This is a genomic window from Paenibacillus nasutitermitis, assembly GCF_014641075.1.
Classification (GTDB): Bacteria; Bacillota; Bacilli; order Paenibacillales; family Paenibacillaceae; genus Paenibacillus_Z; species Paenibacillus_Z nasutitermitis.
Genome location: NZ_BMHP01000001.1, coordinates 1,043,685 through 1,063,442, shown reverse-complemented (window position 1 = coordinate 1,063,442; position 19,758 = coordinate 1,043,685). Strand labels below are relative to the sequence as shown.

Sequence of the window (19,758 nt, the reverse complement as noted above, 5' to 3'; positions counted from 1 at the left end):
CGAAATCGGCTTCGAAATATAGCAATTTTGTTCACAGGAAGCCATTATAATTTGACAGGCCTGCCGGTCAGCGCACTTTCATTGGAAGCTTCAATAAACCGGATCAGCTCCAGGGATTCTTCGATAGCAAGCGGTGCGGCGCCTGTCTTGAACATAACCATCACCTGCTCCAGCAGGCCGGCATAGAAGGGCTTGGGATGCGCGCTTACATCCGCATATTGCGTGCTTTTCTCCCTGTGGATCACAGCCCCGAAACGATAGTTTCCTTTGCGGTTGCCCCGCACCGTCCCGATCCGTCCGTCGCGCCACACACCGACAGCCAGATCGTAATCCGCTCCCGAGCGGGTGCTCACCTCTACGCAGCCTGGTCCCAACACGGCATAAAGCATTTCCACGGAATGAATCCCGTACGTAAACAGGCCCGGCATCCGTTCCTCAAGCGGGGTTGGGCCATAACAGTCGGCGCCGATGATCTGGCCGTCCGCCGTTTCATCGGCGGCAGCCAGCACCTCGGTCAGCCCTGCAGCGTAACGAAGAGACGAGCAGCTCATGATCGGAACACGATACTGCCGGGCCAACTGAACCATGGCCTGAGCGTCGGCTGTAGTCGTCGCAAAAGGCTTGTCGATAAAGACCGGCTTGCCGTATGGGGCGATTTTGCGGAACAGTTCCAGATGTGCGCGTCCGTCCACCGATTCCAACAGAATCGCGTCGCAGCGCTCTGCAACCTCTTCCGGTGAATTGACGATAGCCACCCCAAACCGGTCGCGCAAATCACGGGTGTATCCTTCCACCCGGGAAAAACTGGCATGCATATCAGGGGATCCTCCGGGATACCCGGCAGTCACTTTTCCGCCAGCAACATGATACGGATGATCCTTATCATTCAGCAGCTCTGTAAAGGCGACAACGTGGGAAGTATCCAGGCTGATCATACCAAGCTTTAATTCTTTCAAGGCCATTCTCCTTTCCTGGTATTACTTACAATCTGGGCAAAGGATTCTGCCTGTGACATTCTTCGATTACGGCAATTTGCTGTCTGACCTGCTGCGGTGTGATATCAAGGGGTTCCCCGTTCACTAGAGCCGCATGCAGTTTTCCATAAAAGGTCCGGCATACATGGCCCAGCATATCCTTCTGTTCTTCCGGCAGCTCCCACTGCTTCTCGATCCAGGGCAGCGTTTCCGAGCCATATGCTGGAGAGCCGTCGGCATGCTTCAAGGGGGTGCGGATCAGCTGCTGTTCGGGAGCCTCCTCCGGCCGGAAATATTTCCAGTTCAGCTTTGTCCCTGTCCCGCTGATGCCGCCGTATTGCGCCTGAATCCGGTAGGTAGTGCCAGGATAAGCATCGCAGGAGGTAATTTCCAGATCCAGCAACGGATGATTGTTTTTGTGCATAATCAATTTCACATAATCTTCGGCATCACCAAAGGTATTGACCCGATCCATGAAGCACATGATTTCCGGCATCGAGTCCGTCCCGAACAGCTGCAGCGCCTGGTCAAGCGGATGCGGCCCCGTATTCAGCAAATTCCCACCATTGTTGGCCTGCAGCGTCTGCCAGTCCCAGCGCCTCGCGAATCCATTGAACGAGATACTAACCTGGACAATACGCCCGAGCACACCGGACCCTACTACCTCCATAATCTGCTGGAAAGCCGGAGAATAGCGGGACTGCTGGAATATGGTCAGAAGCTTTCCGGCCCGGCTGGCAGCGTCGATCAAGGTATCCACTTCTTCCGCCGTGCGCGCAAGCGGCTTCTCGCATAATACATGAAAGCCATGTTCCAGGCATTCCAGCGTGATCGGCACATGCAGATGGCTGGGCGAAGCATTGACGATCAAATCCAGGTCTTCACGCTCAAACAGCTGCTTGTAATCTTCGTAAGCCTCACAGCCGAACTCCTCTTCGGCACGCTTGCGGTAGGAAACCTCGTAATCCGAAACGGCTGCAATTTCAAAAAGCTCCGGCAGCCCTTTCAGCGTTTTGGCATGAATGTCGTGACCGCTTCTGCCTTGCCCGATAATGCCCACTTTTAACAGTTTCATAATGGTCTCTCCTTTAGCATTCAGCATTGGTCATCTCGTTGGTAAACATCATTTTGAACTCCTGGGGGGTCATCTTCCTTGATGATGCCGGTGAATAATGGAATTGCAGCGCCCTTCTCCGCTTGCTCGAGAAATTCGGCGGCGTTCCATGATGGAGCAACCCGGCGAAGAAAAGCGCGCCTCCCGGCTTCAACGGAACGGCAACATCGCGCTCAACAGCGACATTGGTATCGCACAGCTGCCAATCCCGAATGGCATAATGGGGTACGGGACCGTCCATGTGGGAGCGAGGGATCACATGCATGCAGCCATTGTCGAGCGCTGCCTCGTCGAGGGCAATCCAGACTCCGCAGATCATTTTGGTCTGGGATAGATTCCCATAAGCCATATCCTGATGCCAGGGCTTCTCACCGCCGGCTTCCGAAGAAGGCGGCTTCAGAATGGCCTGATCCTCCAGAAACTGCGCCTTCTCCCCGAAGATCCGCTCAAGAATGTCCTGGAGCTGACTATTAAAACAAACATCGTGCAGGGCCGGAGCATGATCAATGAATTTATGCAGTTTGCGCATCGCTCTGTCCCGGTCCTCAGGGGTGAGCATTTCGTTATCCTTCTTCATAAATTGCAGGCGGGGTCCAACAATCCGTCCCTGGATAATGTCCGTGATGGCCTCATTGGCAGCTGCGACCTCCGTTTCTGTCAGCAGCTGATCAACAACCAGATACCCCTGTTCCCAAAATTGCTTGATCCGGTAATCGTTAACATCCTGAGCCGTTGCCGCGCGGTCCGAAGCAATATGATCATAGCGGTACATCGATTGCGCTATAGCTGCTGCGGCATCCACCGGCTTCTCGTCATAGGTAAATGTAGACTGACCATCCTCCCGCGGCCAAACCACCACCCGCTTGCTGACCTCCGGCCGCTGCTCAGGAATCGGGAATTTATACCATTGATTATTATCAGCAAGCACGACCAAATGCTCCTCTGTGAAACTGTGAACCATCCCTTTAACGCTAGCCAAGACAATCACCCTCTCCACTCTTATCCGCCTTCTGGCGTAGATTTGAAGCACCGCCGCAACAGAGCCGCCCCTTTATTTACCAGGATCAGGCCGCCACAGCCCGACATCATCCAAATAAATGGTATACCGGCTGTTATTCCTGAATGACACCTCAAATTCCGTTTCTTCCGGTCCCGATATGAATGGCAGCTTCGCCATCTTCGCTTCCCAGTTCAGGCGGAATACCCCGCGCTCCGCAACGGCACCATCAGAACTGTGGATGGCCATCGTAGCACCAGCGCCAAAAAAATTACTGTGACCCAGCTTGAAGCCGCTGAACAGAAGCCGTCCTGTTCCTTTGATCTTGATGTAAACATCATGCACACCCGGCGTTACTTCGATGGGCATAAAAAAATACCGCCACACATTTTCGTAATCCATTTCCTGGGAAATGATGCCAAGACATTCTCCATCCGGGCTGTCCAGACATATTTCCACCGCTATTGGACCCGATATTTTCGTCAGACCCAGCGCCAAATGATCGTATTTGCCCGGATTTCCAAAATCCACTTCCGCATACTTCAACCAATCGCCTTCAACCAGCGGACCGACATAACGCAAATCGCGGTAGACAGCATAACCGCCGTCCGGAGCGGTATCCAATGCCCCCTTCTTCTGAATGGCATCAAAATGCTCTGCGCTGCGGTATTCGCCATCCAGCTTGATTCCGGCCCATAATTCATACTCCGCATTGGGCTCGGCACCTGTAATTCTCTGCCTGATCTCATCGCCTGGGCCCAGCATCGCCGCATATTTATTACTGCGCACAACGGAAGGATAACCCTCCCGGCTGAAATCCCATGCACATTCATAGACGATGCTGGGACTTCCCTTCGTCGGCTCCCATGGGGCCCACTGGTTGGACTCGAAGCCGCCGTTGCCGATGGCGCTTTTGCTGCGGAGGGCCGAATGGACGAGCTTCGCGTCTGTCTCTCTGCCAAAATCATGGCCGGGAATCCAATAAGGCTCATTGCTTTCATATGCGCCCAAATCAGGCATTTTGCCTGTGGAAGCTGTAACGCCCGCGATTCTCCTCCCCGCCGAATAAGCCAGGGAATCTGGACGGAGCCGGAAATCCCGTTCATCAGCATTTACAAAACCGCCGTCATGTCCGAACAGATTATGGGAAGCCAGACAGTCTTCGCCCCATTTCACCAGCTTGCCATCGGAGAATATATTGTTGATCATCTGCATGCCGTACATATCATCTAACAAGAATACGGCTGAATCCGCGTCGCCGCTGCGCAGAAACGTATTGTTGTAAATAAGGGTACGCTGCAAGGGCCGGTTAAGATGCAGCCCATGATGCGGAATATTCCATACTACATTGCGGAAGAGGTTGACGCCGCTCGTCCATGCGTCCATATAGAAGCCGAAACTCAGATGCGGCGACTCATTGTCATGGAGCCAGTTATGATGAATGTCGGTGTTGTCAAAATCGTGATTAAACAAATAAATAATGCCGGAGTCCTTGGTCAGACAGTTCGCATGGGAAATATCACAATATTCGATTACCGAGCGGGAGAATACGCCGGAAATGCAGGTACGTCCCGACCTTGCAATCGTGCAGCGGCTGATCAGATGCTGCGAACCGCTCGCCCATACAAGACTGGCATAGGAGCCTTCCATATTGCCGTCATGAATATGGCAGTTGACCAACCGGTTGCGTTCGCCGGATAGATTGACACCTATGCCTTCAAAGTAGCCGATCTCGCTTCCGCTCATGATATTGTCATGCCCTCCAAGCTCAATCCCTTTCGTCTGCCCATAGATGGATTGACGGTCGCCAAAGCAGCGGTCGATGCCCTCGACGCGTACATGACTGATCTTGCAGTAAGAGGCCTGTTCGGTTGTAATGGAGGCTCCGCGAATTTCAAAACCTTCGATTTCAATATAATGGCGTCCGCGCAGGTCAAACGCGTAATCGCGGCGCTTGGCCTCGACAACATGGTCATTGGGATCTCCGCCGGCTGCTAGCCTGATGGATAATCTGCCACTCACGGCATCGCAATGCCAGCCTTCGCTTTCTTCAAGCGCCTGATAGGAACGGGTAAGAAAATAGATATCCCCTGACTGGGTACGGTAGTGGGGAGCCGAGCTGACCCACCCGTCAAAATAAAGCGTGCCTTGGCGGAAATCCGTCACCCGGGCGGTTGAAATATAATAACCCGCCCCGTTGACGCAGGCCACGACCGCCCCGGTCCAATGCCCATCGGAAAAAGCGAGCAGGTCTTCGTCATAAATCGTATAGACAGGCAAGGCATTGGTGCACGAGTCGACAACCGCATACTGTGAACGATCCAGACGGTCCGTAATAGGTGGCCACATCGCTTCATGGCTGAGCACGCCATCTATGAATAGGATATTGCCGCTGTCACCCCGTTGGCTCCATTCCATCGCTGCCTCATATATCCCACCCTGCCGCTGCGCCCAGTTTTCCACAGGATCGCAGCCGCTAATGACTACCCGTGCTCCAGGCTGAGCCTTGAATGTGATGGGCGCACCTTCGCGGCCCGAAGACGATGGTGACACCGTCTCACGGTAAACGCCTTCGCTTACCATACAGCAGTCGCCCGCCACCATCGCTGCAGCAGCGTAACCGATCGTCCGCCATGGCTGGTCCGGATGCAGACCATCCTGGCTGTCGCTGCCGTTCACCGCCACATAATAAGTATGACCGCTGACCGTTTCCATCCTAATCCTCCTTGTCTGAACCAGATTGATTTCGTGCGGAAGCGAACCTTATGGGAAACAAGCTGCGAAAGCGAAAAGACTGTCCAGGAAACGACTGGAAGTCGCTTAAAGGACAGCCATGTCTGCATGCTTATTTCTTCGATGCCGCGTAAACTTCATTGGCTTCAATGGTCGCTTGTTCCAATCCTGCTTTGTTCATATCAGCGACAAATGCGTCGAACCCTTTATCGGTGTCCACTTCGCCAAGAATCAGCTTCAGCTCATATTCTTTAGCCATCTTCAACAGAGCATCTTTGTTGGCATCCCAGGCAGGCAATGTTTTCATCTGCATGGCATCGGTTATCGGCGTAATTCCTTTGTCGTTAACCTGCGTGCGGAAGTCCACTTTCTCGGCGGGATAATCCCATTTGAGCATCAGCATATTGTTTCCTTTGGTCGGATTGAAGAAATTGATCCCGAGTGCGGATGTCGCCTGGATCGGATCGGTATATTCAGCTTTGGGCACAACGCCTCCGCCTTCCGCCAAGTCATAATGGACGCCCTTCTCCCCGTATGAGGTCAACAGATAGGCTTCTTCATCAGTTGCCAGCGTCTCCAGCATCTTCAGAATCGCTTCTACCTTCTTCGGATCCTTGGAGGCGTCCGCGCCGATAGCAAAAGGAACCTGCTTAAACCCTTGCGCGATCCCCATCATTTTTCCGGCAGGACCGATGACCGGCTTGCCGACAACCATCTTCATACCTGCTTTCTCCGCATCCATGCCTACCTGGCCGGAGCTATGATCGTGGTACCATAGAGCCTGATCCAGCATGCCTGTCTTGTTACCGACAAATTTGGCGCGGTAAGCATTCCAGTCGTCGGTAACGAATTCAGGGTCGATGATGCCTGCTTTATACCATTTGTTCAGCAGCTTGAAAGCTGCGCGGGCCTGTTCCGTTGTGAGGCCGTACTGTACTTTGCCATCTGCCTGCAGAACCCATCCGGAAGGCGTAATGCCATGGGAGGCGAAGACCGTGTTGAAGATTTGGTTGCTCCCGAGCGTATCTTTACCGCGTGCGGAAATTCCGTAGGTATCCTTCTTGCCGTTGCCGTCGGGATCGTCATTGCGGAATTTCGTAAGCACTTCCTCCAGCTCTTCCAACGTTTTCGGCGGCTCGCTGAACCCAATCTTGGTCAACCAGGCTTCGTTATAGGCCGGAATAAATGGAGAATCGCCTTCGGCATAAATCTTCGGAATGCCGTAATTTATTCCATCCACGACTGGTACATCCCAAGCAGTCGGATCGGCATCGTCAATCATTTTGGAATATTTGGGTGCAAACTCGCGAATTTTCTCAACCGGGATTTCACCGATGATGCCTTGTTTGACCCAGGTTTTGAAATTATCCATGCGGGAATCCAAGTTTCCAAAAAAGTCGGGCTTCTCATTTGAAGCCAGCTTAATGTTAAGCTGCTGTTCCCAGTTGGCGCGGTCTATACCGATCGGCTTGATTTTCATGTTGAAGCGCTTCTCCACATACTTCTGGGCAAGTGTATCTGTTCCCGGAATATAGGCGCCAATCCATGAAATCTCGATAGGCTGTTCCGCTTCGGGAGCTGCTTCTTCGGGAGCCTTCTCTTCTGTGGACGTGTTGCCCGGATCCGCTGCCGGGGCCGGCGGGTTGTTGTTGTCTTTACTGCCGCAGCCTGCCAGCACGATCATGAACAGCAATACAAAAACGCCTGACTTGAAAAATGCTTTTCCCTTCATCATGTTTATGAATCCTCCCTTTTTTTACCTGCTTTTATATCAAGAAGCATCAGAACCGCCTCTTAATAACACTGTAAGCTTGCCCTTCAACCTTTGACTGAACCGACCAGAATGCCTTTCGTGAAATACTTTTGCAGGAAAGGATAAACCAGTAAAATCGGCAGCGTCGTAAAAACAAGCACAGCTGCTTTGAGCGATTCCTTGGGAGGGGCGCTGATACTCATAAGCGCCGAAGTCAACATGCTGTCATCCTGACTGACAATCAGCCGTCTCAAGTAAATCTGCAGGACGATCTGCTTCTGATCCTGCGCGTATAGCAAGGCATCAAACCAGGCGTTCCAATGAAACACCGCGCAGAACAACGTCATCGTGGCAATGATCGGCATCGATACCGGCAGAACAATCCCCACAAAAATGCGGATGTCGTTGGCACCGTCAATCTTGGCCGATTCCTCGATTTCTTCAGACAGCTCCATAAAGAAATTGCGGATAATGATCAGCCAGAACGTGTTGACCAAGCAAGGCAGAATAAGCGCCCAGCGGGAATCCAGCAGTCCCAGATTCTGAACGAGCAGATAAGTGGGGAGCAGTCCACCGCTGAAAAACATCGTGATGACAATAAACATGGTGTAAAATTTCCGGTGCGGCAGCCCTCTCTTCGATAAGGCGTACGCGGCAGCCGACATGATCGCCACCATCATAATCGTACCGATCACGGTGCGGAATACGGAATTGTACAGAGCTGTCCAGATTTCCTTGGTTTTGAACAGTTCAGAGTATGCGGATACAGCAAACTTCTTGGGGATCAGACTGATTCCCAGTCTTGGCGCATCGGCGCTGAGCGACAACGTAAGCTGGTGCAGAAACGGATACAGCATAGTCAGACACATAAGCGACAGACCGAGCACAAGGAGGAGTTGAAAGATTTTTTCGGGCCATGTCATTTTCATCCTCGCCATCCCCTTTTCAGGCAGCACGGAATCATACCAACCCCTCCTGTCCGGAGCGTTTCACGATGTAGTTGGTGAACAATACCAGCGCGAAGGCGATCACATTCTTGAACAATCCGACTGCCGTCGCGAAACTGAACTGCATTTGCTCCAGACCGACGCGATACACGTACGTATCGAGAATATCCGCTACCCGGTAAGTCGCCGGCGTATACATATTCAGCACCTGGTCGAACCCGGCGTCGAGAATATGGCCAATCCGCAGAATGAACATAATGGAGATAACCGGGATCAGGGAAGGGAGCGTAATATACAGCAGCTGCTTGAACCGGCTTGCTCCGTCCACTACGGCAGCCTCGTACATTTGAGGATTAATTCCGGCGAGAGCCGCCAAATAGATAATCGCTCCCCATCCTATTTCCTTCCAAATGGCCGACATCACCAGCGTGAACCGGAAGTAGGCTGCCTGGCCGACAAAATAGATCGGCTCGATACCGAACCAGCCGATAATCATATTCACAATACCGCTGGAAGGAGATAGGACCGTAAACATAAAACCGGCCACAACGACCCAGGATAAAAAATGCGGTAAATATGAAAGCGTTTGCGAAATTCGCTTGAAAATTTCGCCTCTCACTTCATTCAGAAGCAAGGCTAATATAATGGGAGCCGGGAACCCAAAGATCAAATGGTATAAGCTGAGCACAATGGTGTTGCGGATAATAAGATGAAAATCCTGCGCGCCGCTGATCATCGACTGGAAATGTTTCAGACCAACCCAAGGGCTGCCATTAATGCCTTTGTTAATAATGAAATCCTTAAAGGCCAATTGAATCCCGTAGAGCGGGCCATACGCAAATACCACGTACCATATCAAGGCAGGAGCAAGTAGAATAAACAAAAATTTATACCGCTTATAGGATTTCCAGGTTCTTCGCCAATATGCCGTCTGCATCCGTGCCCCATCCTCTCTTTAGCTTTTGCCTGCAGGTGATATGTCTAATGTAGTGGAAGATGGAGGCGGGCGTCCATTTCAATTCTTTCCGATTCCGTTCAATATTTTCTGATGGAGGATTATAATTTTATCGATTGGAGATTTATATAACCTAAGAATGGCGGGTCACTTGGCAAGACTCTCCTGCAGTTTGCCTTTGCCGCGGTACTGAAGTGGAGTCACGCCGAATTTGGCTTTGAACCTCGTGCAGAAATATTGCGAATTGCGAAAGCCTACGGAAGCGGCAGTTTCCGCCACAGTAGATTCTCTGTCTGAAACAAGAAGAAAAGCCGCCTGCTCCAAACGAATGCGGTTCAAATATTCGGTAAACGATTCGCCCGAGATGGAACCGAATAAGGTCGAAACATAATTCGCCGACAGATTCACTTTTCCGGCCAGCTTCTCAAGAGAAAGATCATCCGCCATATGCTGGGCGATATAGGATTTTAATTGAATGATTTTCTCATGGTGGGCATCGTTACGGGTCTCCTGGATATGCCTGGCGATATCCACAGCCTGCTCTTTGAGCATAGCCATCGTTTCGTCCATCGTGCATTTTCTGATCTTTTCCTGGAACCCGAATACGGGAAATAATTCATGCAGCTTCTGTTCAATTACAACCTGGGACAGTACCGTGGCAATCCGCAGACTGATCAGTTCAATTGTCTCAATACTGAGAAGTTCCGTCTTCAAGGTGACTGTCATTTCATCCATCCACTGCCCCGCTTCGGCCGCATTTCCGGTCTGCACCTTGTTCTGCAGCATATCGTATCCAACCTGAGGTAGAAGCAGGGTCTCCCGGCATGAAGAGATTTCCTCGAACCGGATAATCGCATCCTTGCCGCGGATATAGCAATATTTGTAAGCCTGCATCGCTTCCTGATAAGAATGATGAATCGCTTCCACAGACTCCACTACCGTTCCGATACCGGCACCAAACGGCACAGCGCCAGGGAAATCGCGCATGGCTTCCAAACTTTCTACGACAATGTCGAAAGTATCCTTCTGCTGGTCATAAATGAATAGAAGCAATGCCATTTCCGTTGCGCTCAGACTGACAAGCTCTGCTGCAAGCCCAGTCTGCTCACTGACCATTCGCGTCAGCATATCGCTATCTCCGGGTGCGGTTGCCATGTAGACTACCGCATACCGGCATTCCAGCGGCATCGCCGGAAAATGTCCGAACTCCGCAGCCGTTTGCTGACCGGTAATCAACCCCGTAATCTGCTTTGTCCTTACCTGGTCCTTCATCTGGAGCATGCTCATATCGATGAACATCAACATATGGTCAATGGCAGCGTATTCATGATTCCCCGCAGCCGGCGGAGGTCCATTATAGAGATTGCGGATGGAATACAGCAGTTTTTTGAGCGGCAAATAAAACTGCCTGGACATCAGAAAGGAAATGATAATTCCCCCGAGCAGTGCCATCAAACAGGCCGTCCATACCTGGCGCTTCATCTTGTTGGCCGACAGCAGGAAAGAATTCATCGGCTTGACGATCGCATAGCTCCAGCGGTTAACGGAATCGTTCTGGGGCAGGACGGAGATGATGCTGCTGCCGAAACGGGAAAGCTCATCATCTCCGGTCTTGTTAATCAACGAACGCGCCATTTCACGCCGGACTGCCGCGACTTCCCCGGCCTCTGCATTTTCTCCCCCGAGGATCAACTGACCGTTCTCATCAAACATATAAACATGGGATTGTGGGACATTCAGCACATTTCGCACCATTGTGTTCAAATGCTCCAGGCTGATGTCCAGATAAAGGAAGCCCGCCGCATTGGCAGGCGATGATTGGTAGGGAAGCGGAAACACATACGTCATGACTTGGTGGTCCGGTGAATCTGCTTTATCCCGCTTGAACCAGTGATTCGGCACCGCCTTGTCAAGCGTGTGGATGAAGGCGGCATCCTTGGAATTATCTGGAGAAGTATAATAGCGGTTGTGATCCATGGCATATTCGCCCTCACGCATATACACCGTAATCCCGTCAAGCCCCGCCGTCATCTCCTTAATTAATCCGAGATCCGTAATGAACCGGACAATCCGCGAAACATTACCTTCCGCTTTATGTTCCAGCAGGTATTTGATTTCCTCGTTGCTGTCCTTGTTGAACGTCATCAGTACCTTATTAAAGAAAGCATCCTCATAAAACCGCAGAAAATTGTTTTCCACAAGATCCTTCACATTCAGTAAGCCGTACCTGGCTTCCTTGGAAACTTCGCTCGTCACCATACGGTTCGCATTGGTCAATAAATAACCGCCCGTAATGCCGATCAGCACAAGGGCCAACACCGTATAAGACAGAACCAACCGGAAATAATAGCTGCTCTTCCATTTCGCAATCACCGAACACCTCACCGACCTTTCGTCTGAAATGCCGTCAGTCGCTTACAGCATTGCTTCACCTTTGAACGTAGAGAGCACACGGCCTTCGATTTCGGGATCCAGTCCCTTGCCATCACAATACGATGCATTTCTGGTCAGCTCCCGAATATCGGTCGTTCCGGTAAGCGTGACCGAAATATCAGGACAGCCCAGACAAAAACGCATCGCCGATTGAATCAGACCGCCCGGACCCGGCTGACGCAGGAAAGCGAGCTCCGCTTTGCGGCGCTCGGCTTCCTGGAGTTTGGCTGGATATTTGTGTAGAAACGGCGCAGGGCTGTCCGCCAGCATTCCCATGGCCAAAGGACTGCCGTGAATAACACCTGTTCCATGGACCCTCGTGTGGGGAAACAAAATCTCCGCCGCGGTATGATCGATCAGTGTGTATTTGCCGAAGGTCTGCACGGTATCTACCAGATTTTCCTGTACGAACGGCAGCAGCAGCCCAAGCTGACCGGCATTTACACCGAGCGCCCTGACCTTGCCCTGCTCCAGGAGGGTCCGGAAAGCGGGCAGCGTTTCGTTCCTGGCCATTTCCTCGCCGCAGGATTCCAGTTCATGCAGCTGAATCAGATCAATCCAGTCGGTCTGCAGCCTGCGCAGGCTTTCCTCCACCGAGCGGATGGTATTATCGTAGGAATAAGATTCGCCGCGCATGACGGCCTTTGTCGCCAAGATAACGCGGTCCCGGCGGCCGCGCAGCGCAAGCCCCAGCCTGCGTTCGCTTTCTCCCTGGCCGTACAAGGGCGCAGTATCGAAGAAATTAATGCCAAGGTCGATTGCGGCATGCACCACGTCTTCGACCTCACGGTCCGTGGTTTCACCAAAATCGCCGCCGAGGGGCGCGCCGCCAAGTCCCAGCTTGGAAACCTGCCACCCCGTTCGGCCAAGCTGTGTATACTCCACTTATGTTCATTCTCCTTTTACTTGCAGATTGTCACTTCAGCTCCACTAACCGCGTTGTCCATGTCCATTCGTCCCCGGCTTGACGGGGTCCAGCCACGACCAGCGACAGGTTGGCGGAAACGCCGGATACCGATCGCAAGGAACGGGACAGGGAAAGGTTATTCTCGTTTGCGTACACCGCATCGGGCGTACGGATCGTATTGTCGCAGGCATCGCAGGAAATTTCGTATCTTCTCCCTGCATAGGAAAGCATCCAGCCATGCTCTGTCCGCTTCTCTATTCTTGTTCCATCGCGACCATCCGTAAGCAGCAGCGGCAGAATATGCTCGCATGAGACAAAATCACGCTTGGCTTTCAGCCGGTACGTCCATTCGATTCCCGTTCCGGTAAGCGCAATCGTTTTACGGTACTTCAGAAATTCATTTTGTCCCGTCATGGCAATCCCTTTCTCAAGCCACTCTGTTTCCGGGTTGACCGTCATATCGGGGTAATACAAAGTACCTTCAACATCCCGCAGCAGAAATCCTTCCCATGCTCCCAGATCATACCCCTGCTGATACAGTCCAGGCGCAAGATTTGCGGGGTTCAGCTTCGGTTCCGCCAGCGGCGGCTTGGTACCACCCAGCCGGTAATGAAATCCGCACAGGGCCGGACTGTACTTGCCCACATGCATTCTCAGGCTGCAAGCAAAGAAATCATCTCCGCTGCGGACAAAAGCATAGCCGCTGCGTAAATCCAGGTATTGATTGTTTACAGGGAGCGGCGGGCGGTCATTGATCCGTTCCATCTGCAGGTCGCTGCGTATAATTCGTTCCGCCATGGAAATTCCGGTCATTCCCAGAATACCGTAACAATTCACCAAGGTATACCACTCATAACCCACTCGAAGCTCATGAGGCAAATAATTTGGCGTCATGCTGTAGGTGCCATCCTCTTTCTTGTACGGGAGCCAGGCTTGAAAGGCTTTATCGAACAGCCCCTTATCCCCCATTCCGGCATAAGCCTGATACGCCACAAACGATCCCCAGGTAAACATCTGATGGCGGCTCCGCTCCATCATCGCGAAGGTTCCGTCGAAGGATGTTGCATGATTCAGCCACGCCTGCCCTTTCTCAATGAGCAGCTGCAGCCGCGCGCGAATCTCCAGCTGCTCTGGCGTCCATTCCTCAATCGCCGACATCACGCCTGTCAGAATAAACATGATAAACGCGGAATAGGAAATCGGCATGCCATCATGCTCTCTGAAGGTTTCCTGATCATGCTGATCAAACGAATCGTTCAGAAACCCCTCATTCTCGCGTTCTTCAATCAAGGCCATCAAATCTGCCATAAACGCCTTGTTTGCAAGGCGGTAACCCAGCTTCTCGAGAAACAACTCATTGCCCAGCTGCAGGGCGGCGCAGTTCAAATTAATGGTGCCGCAATCCTGCGGCTCGCCATGCAGGAAATCTTCCGCAAATTCCTCCTTATGGCGGCTGCGGACGTCTTCAGGCAGGATCAGAAGCGCCATCATACTGAAATGATAAATAAACATGCGGGTGAACGGCGCGGCGTTCATATCCTTCAAGCGCACAATGGAACGCCGGATCAGGCGGATTGCCGTATCCTGAAGCTCCGTATTGCCGCTGAATCCCGCACCCCCGGCGAAAATAACCGCCGCAGTACCAGCCGTATAATTCTCGCTGTAAATCGTATCCCAGCGGTCTTCAATTGCTCCCGTTTCCTTGTCGATCCAGGCAGAAACGGTCTTCATATAGTCAAGCAGCACGGATTGCATCTGTTGATGCGTGCTTTGCCGTTCCAATGTGAACATGGATTAATGGCTCCTTCGTTATCATATTGGGGTCAGGTTTCTTCAGATTGCTGCGTTATTTGCTCGTGTCTTGCTCCTGATTCCTGCCCTGCACGATTTTCTCCGCTTCTTCCGATGCGCTCCAGGGAGTTTCGTAAGTGGGCTGATTGACATAACGATTCATTCCCAGCCGCAGCCGGACACCCGTTCCGGCAGCCATTCGAACAAGCAGCCACTTCCCTTGTACCTGCTGCATTCCGCATACTTCCCCCTCCTCCGTCAGCTTCTGGGCTGCAGTAAATTCATGTTCGCCAAAAGTTCCCGCCTGGACAATCACATCCCTGGCCTCGAACAGACTCAGATTCACCAGCCGGAGAGTGACCGAATCGCCAGCCAGCTTCTCTACCAGCGCGGCGACCGAGTCCGGCAGTCCGGGGCGTTTTGCCAGCGCGTCGAAATACCGTACCCTCGCGTGCTGCAGTCCCCCATGATAAACATGCATCGGAGCGCCCATCGTTAATTGGGCCAAACCTTCGACAAGCACCGGCGTCAGTTCCTGCCACTGGTGGATGCTGAGCGCCGCTTGCGACAATGCCGTCTTCTCCGGCGCGTATTCCGGCGAACGGATCTTCTTCAACTGCGCCTGGATCATCGCGTAATTCGACCTCAGGATGCCTACCGGATAGTCGGGATCCTTGCCCCGGATATAGCGGAACCACTGGGCGGTATTGCCGTTAAAGCCCATATGCCCGCCATTGGTCTGCTGTCCATAGCTGCTGTATCGCGAGTCGATTCTGTCGAAATGCGGGGAGGACCAACCGCGTTCTGCCCGCTGGGCATCCGCTTCATCCATCGAGATATTCCACACATATACAGCGAACATCGGGTGCGGAATCCGGTAGTCCCTCCAGCCCTCATCGTAATGGCGGTTGGGTACCAAATACTTTCCGTCTTCCTCCCTTGCCATAGACCACAACCTGTCAATCTGCGAACGCGCTAGATCCAGATGGGAATAATCACCCGTCAGCAGCACCGCATTGCTTCCGGCGATAATGGTCGGCTCCAGGATCGTCACTGCTCCATGCGGCCACCGCCAGCCATAATAGCCGCCCCACCATTTGCCGTCATTATATTCGCCGATATCGCCGGATAATCCGATATTATCCGGCATGATCCCGCCATTCTTTGCGGTGCGCTCCTTCCAGGCTTCCAGATACTCAAGCACCCAGCTCCGGTAGGCGTCATCCTCCGTATACATATAGGCATGAGTAATCATGCTGGTTGCGCATAGATTCAGCGGCACATCTCCACGTGCCTGCCTGTCGTTGATTCTGAGCAGAATTTCCTTATACACCTCATCGTCGGACCAGGGGCAGCTGCTGCCATAACGGTCCACACCGGGTATGTCCTCGAACGGCGGCAAATAATTGTCCAGGATTTCACGATGCGTTTCCCAATCCTCCGCAGTTTGTTGGAAGCGCGGACCTCTGCTGCCGGTAATTGGCGAACGGATCAGTTTCTTCTTTTTGTCGTAGTTGGGCACATCGGGATTATCACCGCCATAGAAGCCGGCAAACCGGACAGCCCGCTGTTTGTCCTTGAGTACGCGGGGGTCGGCCAGACCGAAGAAATAAAAGAATAAATAACCTTCCCCATGATGCATCCAATCATAATAGGCATCGAATTCATTATGGATCTGTCCGTACTCCGTCCACTGCCATGTAATCGCTTCCCAAATTTCACGCGACACGCGGTACAGTTCTTCATTGCCGCCCAGCGCATACAGCAGTGGAAAATTCATGAAGCCCTCATAAGGATCATCCGATCCGTCCATCCCGGGCCAAAATTCCCGCCAGATGAGTGTTCTGTCCTTGCGGGTATACCTATCCACGAATTCCATTGCCCCTTGGTTCATCGTATCCAGCAGCAGCCTTTGCAGCAAGGCCCATTCCGGAGGCTGGCATATTTCCTCCGCTGTGATGGCCGCAACCGGTCTGCCAAATCTGTGATCCTCCATCCGCCGATTCCTCCGTTATCCACTCATTTTGGGTGTCGTTTCAGATCGGAAAAGCTGCTATAGCCCATTCATAATCCGGGTCATCCTGCGTCCCGTCCTTATAGGTCGATATCAGTGCTACGCGATCTTTGCCTGACCGGTTGGGATAGGAAGAATGGAAAAGCAGATCGTGAAAAACAATAGCCGTTCCCCGCGATGCCGGAAGGTCAATGATTTGCGATTGTTCGATATTCTCATCCTTCAACCGGCTTGAGAAGCCGTTGCCGTCATGATCCCCTCCGCCATGATGGAGGAAGCCTTTCAGATGCGAACCCGGAAGTATCTTCAGACAGCCGTTATCCGGCGTGGCGTCATCCAGCGCAATCCAGACGGAATATTTATGGCTGCCTTCCCAATAGGGATAATCCTGATGCCAGGGAGATCCGAAATCGACCCTGGAGTCCTTAAAAACCACTTTATCACTAAGGAATGTAACCTGATCCCCGACTATCTTTTTCAGAACCTTCGCCAGCTCCGCCTTTGCCGCCGCTTGTTTGAACAATCCGCTTGCCGCAGCCATGCCTACGTATACGCCGTGTTTTACGGCACCTTCCCCACGCTCCTGCTTGACTTGCTCCAGCACTCGGGCGACCTCAGCCTTAAGCTCCTTCACTTCCTCCAGAGAAAATAAATTTTCAATAATGACATAACCCTGCTCTGCAAACTGTTGTTTAAGATCGCGGTCCATCGGTTTCTACCACCTTTTATGATGTTATACAATTTCAAAACGGAAGAATAAACGGATCATCCCGGGATTACTTCAGATATTAGCACAAATAAGCTATGATGGATTTGGTGGGGATCGATATGAAGTTATCCTTTTCCGATATGGAGGCGAGGCAGATGTTCCAACATCCCAAACCGCGGCGACTTGAATGGCCGCATCTGTGTCCCAGTGTCCATTGGGCCCAGATTCAAAGGCCTTTTCCCGGTCCAGGCAAATACCGGACCCTCTATGACTTCGAGCTTATTTATGTCTTTCAGGGGGAACTGCTGATTCATTTCAATGATGAGATTGCCCCTATTCCTGTAGGAGCGGGGGATCTGCTGCTGCTTTCCTCGGCAATGCGCCACCGCATCGAACTGCTTGCCGACCCCCATACCCATCTGCTTGGCATCCACTTTGATTTCTTCAACGAGCAAACCGTCCTGGCTGAACAGGACCTTACTGTGCGTGAGGATAAAATCGATCCGGAGCGCTTCTGTTCTATTCCCGTGATGGGAGAAGGCCATCCGGTTTTTGGCGCTCATTATGAGTCGGTTCCTTATGAAATGGTAGAATGGATGGAACGGATTGTGGAGGAGCATGCAAAAGGCAGGGGAAATCCGGGTTATGAGCTGGCATGCAGGGGACTTATGCTCCTGATCTTCACGCAGCTGCTCAGCCTGGACACGAAGTCCAGCCGGCCTAATCTTCATTCCGGATACCAGGGGAAAATCAAGGAGTTGGCTGTTGAAATGGAGATTCGTCCCGGAGCGCCATGGGCAAATGCGGAAATGGCGGGTCGTTTCAATGTGAGCGAGGATCACTTTATCCGGTTGTTCAAGGATATCGTCGGCATGAGTCCACGCAAATATTTGCAGTTTATCAGACATCGCGAAGCCAAAAAAATGCTGCGGGAAACCGATATGAAAATCGAGCTGATCGGTCGTCAGCTCGGCTATGAAGATCTTCATAATTTCAGCAAAGTGTTCAAAAAATGGCAGGGCATTTCTCCCCGAGCTTACCGCAAGCTTAGCATTTTGCATTAACAGTCACGTTTATTCTCAAGTGAGTGGAGCTGCAAACTAAATAAAAGCGGGTGAACGATTGAATGGGAATTGATGAGATTATACGTGTCGTTCAATACGATGATAAGTGGCCTGCATTATTTCAAAATGAAAAGGCAAATATTTTGCAAGCTTTCGGAGAAGATGTTATCGACATACAGCATTTCGGCAGCACCTCGGTACAAGGAATGATTGCAAAACCGATTATTGATATCTTGGTTGGCTTGAAAACGCTTGAGTTGAACAATTCTATAATTAACAATTTAATAGAACTGGGATATGAAGGATTCGGAGAAGCTGGGGTAAAAGGTAGATTATATTTTCGGAAACGCCAGGAACATGCCTATAACCTTGCTGTAGTGATCTGGAACGGTGAGCAATGGGTAAATAATCTCCTCATAAGAAATTTCTTAAGGGATAACCCGAATGCAGCCAAACATTACTCAGAAATAAAGCTCCATTCCATAAATAAAGGGCACACGACATTACTCGCTTATTCGGATGAAAAAGCCGATTATGTAAACAATTTACTCGAACAAGCTAAGAAAAGTATGGTGGATAAGGACTAACAGAACCGCTGATCCTACGGCGGGCGGTCCTGTCTTTTTCTATAAATAGCAATCATATTACATAATAGCGATTATTTTTTCTCGGTAGAATTGCTCTCTTGCAGCGTCTCCATCATGGCAGCAAAATAGTTGCCGTCGCCAGTATTGAAGTAGTTATACCACGCTTCTAACGTATCCTTTTTAAATAGATCCAGCAGTGCAATAACCTCACGAGCTAATAAAAGTCCGCCGGCAGAACCGGTTGTAATGAGATTCCCGTCGGCAACGATCTTCTTCTCTTTATAAAAGGCAGCTCCCTTGTATGCGGGGCAGAACATAGTCAAATACTCCAGACTGTTGCTCGTGTGTTGACGGTCATCCAATAATCCGGCATTGGCAAGCGCAGTGGTCGCTCCGCATATGGCGGCAACATTGCCGCTTGCCTTCAGCAGTTGTTTTGCTTTTTCGACAACTGGTGCATGTTCGGGATCATTCCAACTGTCTGCCCCCGGCAAGAGCAGTATCGCGGATGTTTCATGCGAGATCTCATCTACCGTCAGGTCCGGCAGGATCTTCATGCCACCTTTTGTCGTGATCGGTCGTTTGGAAGCCCCAACCGTTTTGACAGGAATACGACTCCCACGTCTTTTGAAATATTGACCCGAGTTAAGCTCCGCAGTTACAAAGCCAAGCTCCCAATCCGCCATCGTATCCAGTACATAAGCATAAGCGTAATTCATGTACTCTCCTCCTTGATTAACTATGATTTCGTTACACGAAAGGGTATCGAATCTAATGGCA

15 protein-coding genes are annotated in these 19,758 nt (G+C 51.5%); 2 read left to right on the top strand and 13 right to left on the bottom strand.

Going from position 1 to position 19,758, the window contains the following annotated elements:
- Positions 1 to 44 precede the first annotated feature (44 nt).
- The 12 genes from IEY46_RS04375 to IEY46_RS04320 form a co-directional block, all read right to left on the bottom strand.
- Entirely contained in the window at positions 45 to 962 is a 918-nt protein-coding gene (locus tag IEY46_RS04375) for a Gfo/Idh/MocA family protein (RefSeq protein ID WP_188989484.1), read from the bottom strand.
- Between the two features lie 19 nt (positions 963 to 981).
- Entirely contained in the window at positions 982 to 2,049 is a 1,068-nt protein-coding gene (locus IEY46_RS04370; protein WP_188989482.1) for a Gfo/Idh/MocA family protein, read from the bottom strand.
- Between the two features lie 13 nt (positions 2,050 to 2,062).
- Entirely contained in the window at positions 2,063 to 3,067 is a 1,005-nt protein-coding gene (locus IEY46_RS04365; protein ID WP_229750056.1) for a phytanoyl-CoA dioxygenase family protein, read from the bottom strand.
- Positions 3,068 to 3,139: 72 nt separating this feature from the next.
- Entirely contained in the window at positions 3,140 to 5,800 is a 2,661-nt protein-coding gene (locus IEY46_RS04360) for a right-handed parallel beta-helix repeat-containing protein (RefSeq protein ID WP_188989478.1), read from the bottom strand.
- A 130-nt stretch (positions 5,801 to 5,930) separates the two neighbouring features.
- Positions 5,931 to 7,553, bottom strand: a complete 1,623-nt coding sequence (locus IEY46_RS04355; RefSeq protein ID WP_188989476.1) for a type 2 periplasmic-binding domain-containing protein — start codon at positions 7,551 to 7,553, stop codon at positions 5,931 to 5,933.
- 83 nt (positions 7,554 to 7,636) lie between these two features.
- On the bottom strand, positions 7,637 to 8,500 hold the full coding sequence (locus tag IEY46_RS04350; protein WP_188989474.1) for a carbohydrate ABC transporter permease: 864 nt from the start codon (positions 8,498 to 8,500) through the stop codon (positions 7,637 to 7,639).
- Between the two features lie 31 nt (positions 8,501 to 8,531).
- Positions 8,532 to 9,455 (bottom strand): ABC transporter permease, encoded by a 924-nt coding sequence (locus IEY46_RS04345; RefSeq protein WP_188989472.1) that lies wholly within the window; start codon positions 9,453 to 9,455, stop codon positions 8,532 to 8,534.
- Between the two features lie 165 nt (positions 9,456 to 9,620).
- Positions 9,621 to 11,846 carry a helix-turn-helix domain-containing protein gene (locus tag IEY46_RS04340; RefSeq protein WP_188989470.1) on the bottom strand — a complete coding sequence of 742 codons (2,226 nt, stop codon included), beginning with the start codon at positions 11,844 to 11,846 and terminating at the stop codon, positions 9,621 to 9,623.
- Between the two features lie 42 nt (positions 11,847 to 11,888).
- Positions 11,889 to 12,791 (bottom strand): aldo/keto reductase, encoded by a 903-nt coding sequence (locus tag IEY46_RS04335; protein WP_188989468.1) that lies wholly within the window; start codon positions 12,789 to 12,791, stop codon positions 11,889 to 11,891.
- A 31-nt stretch (positions 12,792 to 12,822) separates the two neighbouring features.
- A complete protein-coding gene (locus IEY46_RS04330) occupies positions 12,823 to 14,604 on the bottom strand; it encodes a hypothetical protein (RefSeq protein ID WP_188989466.1) in 1,782 nt (593 codons plus the stop codon).
- A 55-nt stretch (positions 14,605 to 14,659) separates the two neighbouring features.
- Complete coding sequence (locus IEY46_RS04325) at positions 14,660 to 16,600, bottom strand: DUF8034 domain-containing protein (protein WP_188989464.1); 1,941 nt, start codon at positions 16,598 to 16,600, stop codon at positions 14,660 to 14,662.
- Positions 16,601 to 16,640: 40 nt separating this feature from the next.
- Complete coding sequence (locus IEY46_RS04320) at positions 16,641 to 17,327, bottom strand: phytanoyl-CoA dioxygenase family protein (protein ID WP_188989462.1); 687 nt, start codon at positions 17,325 to 17,327, stop codon at positions 16,641 to 16,643.
- Positions 17,328 to 17,446: 119 nt separating this feature from the next.
- Here IEY46_RS04320 and IEY46_RS04315 point away from each other — a divergent pair, with 119 nt between their 5' ends.
- Positions 17,447 to 18,391, top strand: coding sequence for an AraC family transcriptional regulator (locus IEY46_RS04315; protein ID WP_188989460.1), 945 nt, complete (start codon positions 17,447 to 17,449; stop codon positions 18,389 to 18,391).
- Positions 18,392 to 18,453: 62 nt separating this feature from the next.
- A complete protein-coding gene (locus tag IEY46_RS04310; protein WP_188989458.1) occupies positions 18,454 to 18,978 on the top strand; it encodes a GrpB family protein in 525 nt (174 codons plus the stop codon).
- Between the two features lie 71 nt (positions 18,979 to 19,049).
- Here IEY46_RS04310 and IEY46_RS04305 read toward each other — a convergent pair whose 3' ends face one another.
- Positions 19,050 to 19,697: a DJ-1/PfpI family protein gene (locus IEY46_RS04305; RefSeq protein WP_188989456.1), complete on the bottom strand. Its 648-nt coding sequence runs from the start codon at positions 19,695 to 19,697 to the stop codon at positions 19,050 to 19,052.
- Positions 19,698 to 19,758 lie beyond the last annotated feature (61 nt).

Coding starts and splice junctions, on each gene's coding strand:
- IEY46_RS04375 (WP_188989484.1), bottom strand. CDS start 962: ATGGCCTTGAAAGAATTAAAGCTTGGTATGATCAGCCTGGATACTTCC.
- IEY46_RS04370 (WP_188989482.1), bottom strand. CDS start 2,049: ATGAAACTGTTAAAAGTGGGCATTATCGGGCAAGGCAGAAGCGGTCAC.
- IEY46_RS04360 (WP_188989478.1), bottom strand. CDS start 5,800: ATGGAAACGGTCAGCGGTCATACTTATTATGTGGCGGTGAACGGCAGC.
- IEY46_RS04355 (WP_188989476.1), bottom strand. CDS start 7,553: ATGATGAAGGGAAAAGCATTTTTCAAGTCAGGCGTTTTTGTATTGCTG.
- IEY46_RS04350 (WP_188989474.1), bottom strand. CDS start 8,500: ATGAAAATGACATGGCCCGAAAAAATCTTTCAACTCCTCCTTGTGCTC.
- IEY46_RS04345 (WP_188989472.1), bottom strand. CDS start 9,455: ATGCAGACGGCATATTGGCGAAGAACCTGGAAATCCTATAAGCGGTAT.
- IEY46_RS04330 (WP_188989466.1), bottom strand. CDS start 14,604: ATGTTCACATTGGAACGGCAAAGCACGCATCAACAGATGCAATCCGTG.
- IEY46_RS04325 (WP_188989464.1), bottom strand. CDS start 16,600: ATGGAGGATCACAGATTTGGCAGACCGGTTGCGGCCATCACAGCGGAG.
- IEY46_RS04320 (WP_188989462.1), bottom strand. CDS start 17,327: ATGGACCGCGATCTTAAACAACAGTTTGCAGAGCAGGGTTATGTCATT.
- IEY46_RS04315 (WP_188989460.1), top strand. CDS start 17,447: ATGAAGTTATCCTTTTCCGATATGGAGGCGAGGCAGATGTTCCAACAT.
- IEY46_RS04310 (WP_188989458.1), top strand. CDS start 18,454: ATGGGAATTGATGAGATTATACGTGTCGTTCAATACGATGATAAGTGG.
- IEY46_RS04305 (WP_188989456.1), bottom strand. CDS start 19,697: ATGAATTACGCTTATGCTTATGTACTGGATACGATGGCGGATTGGGAG.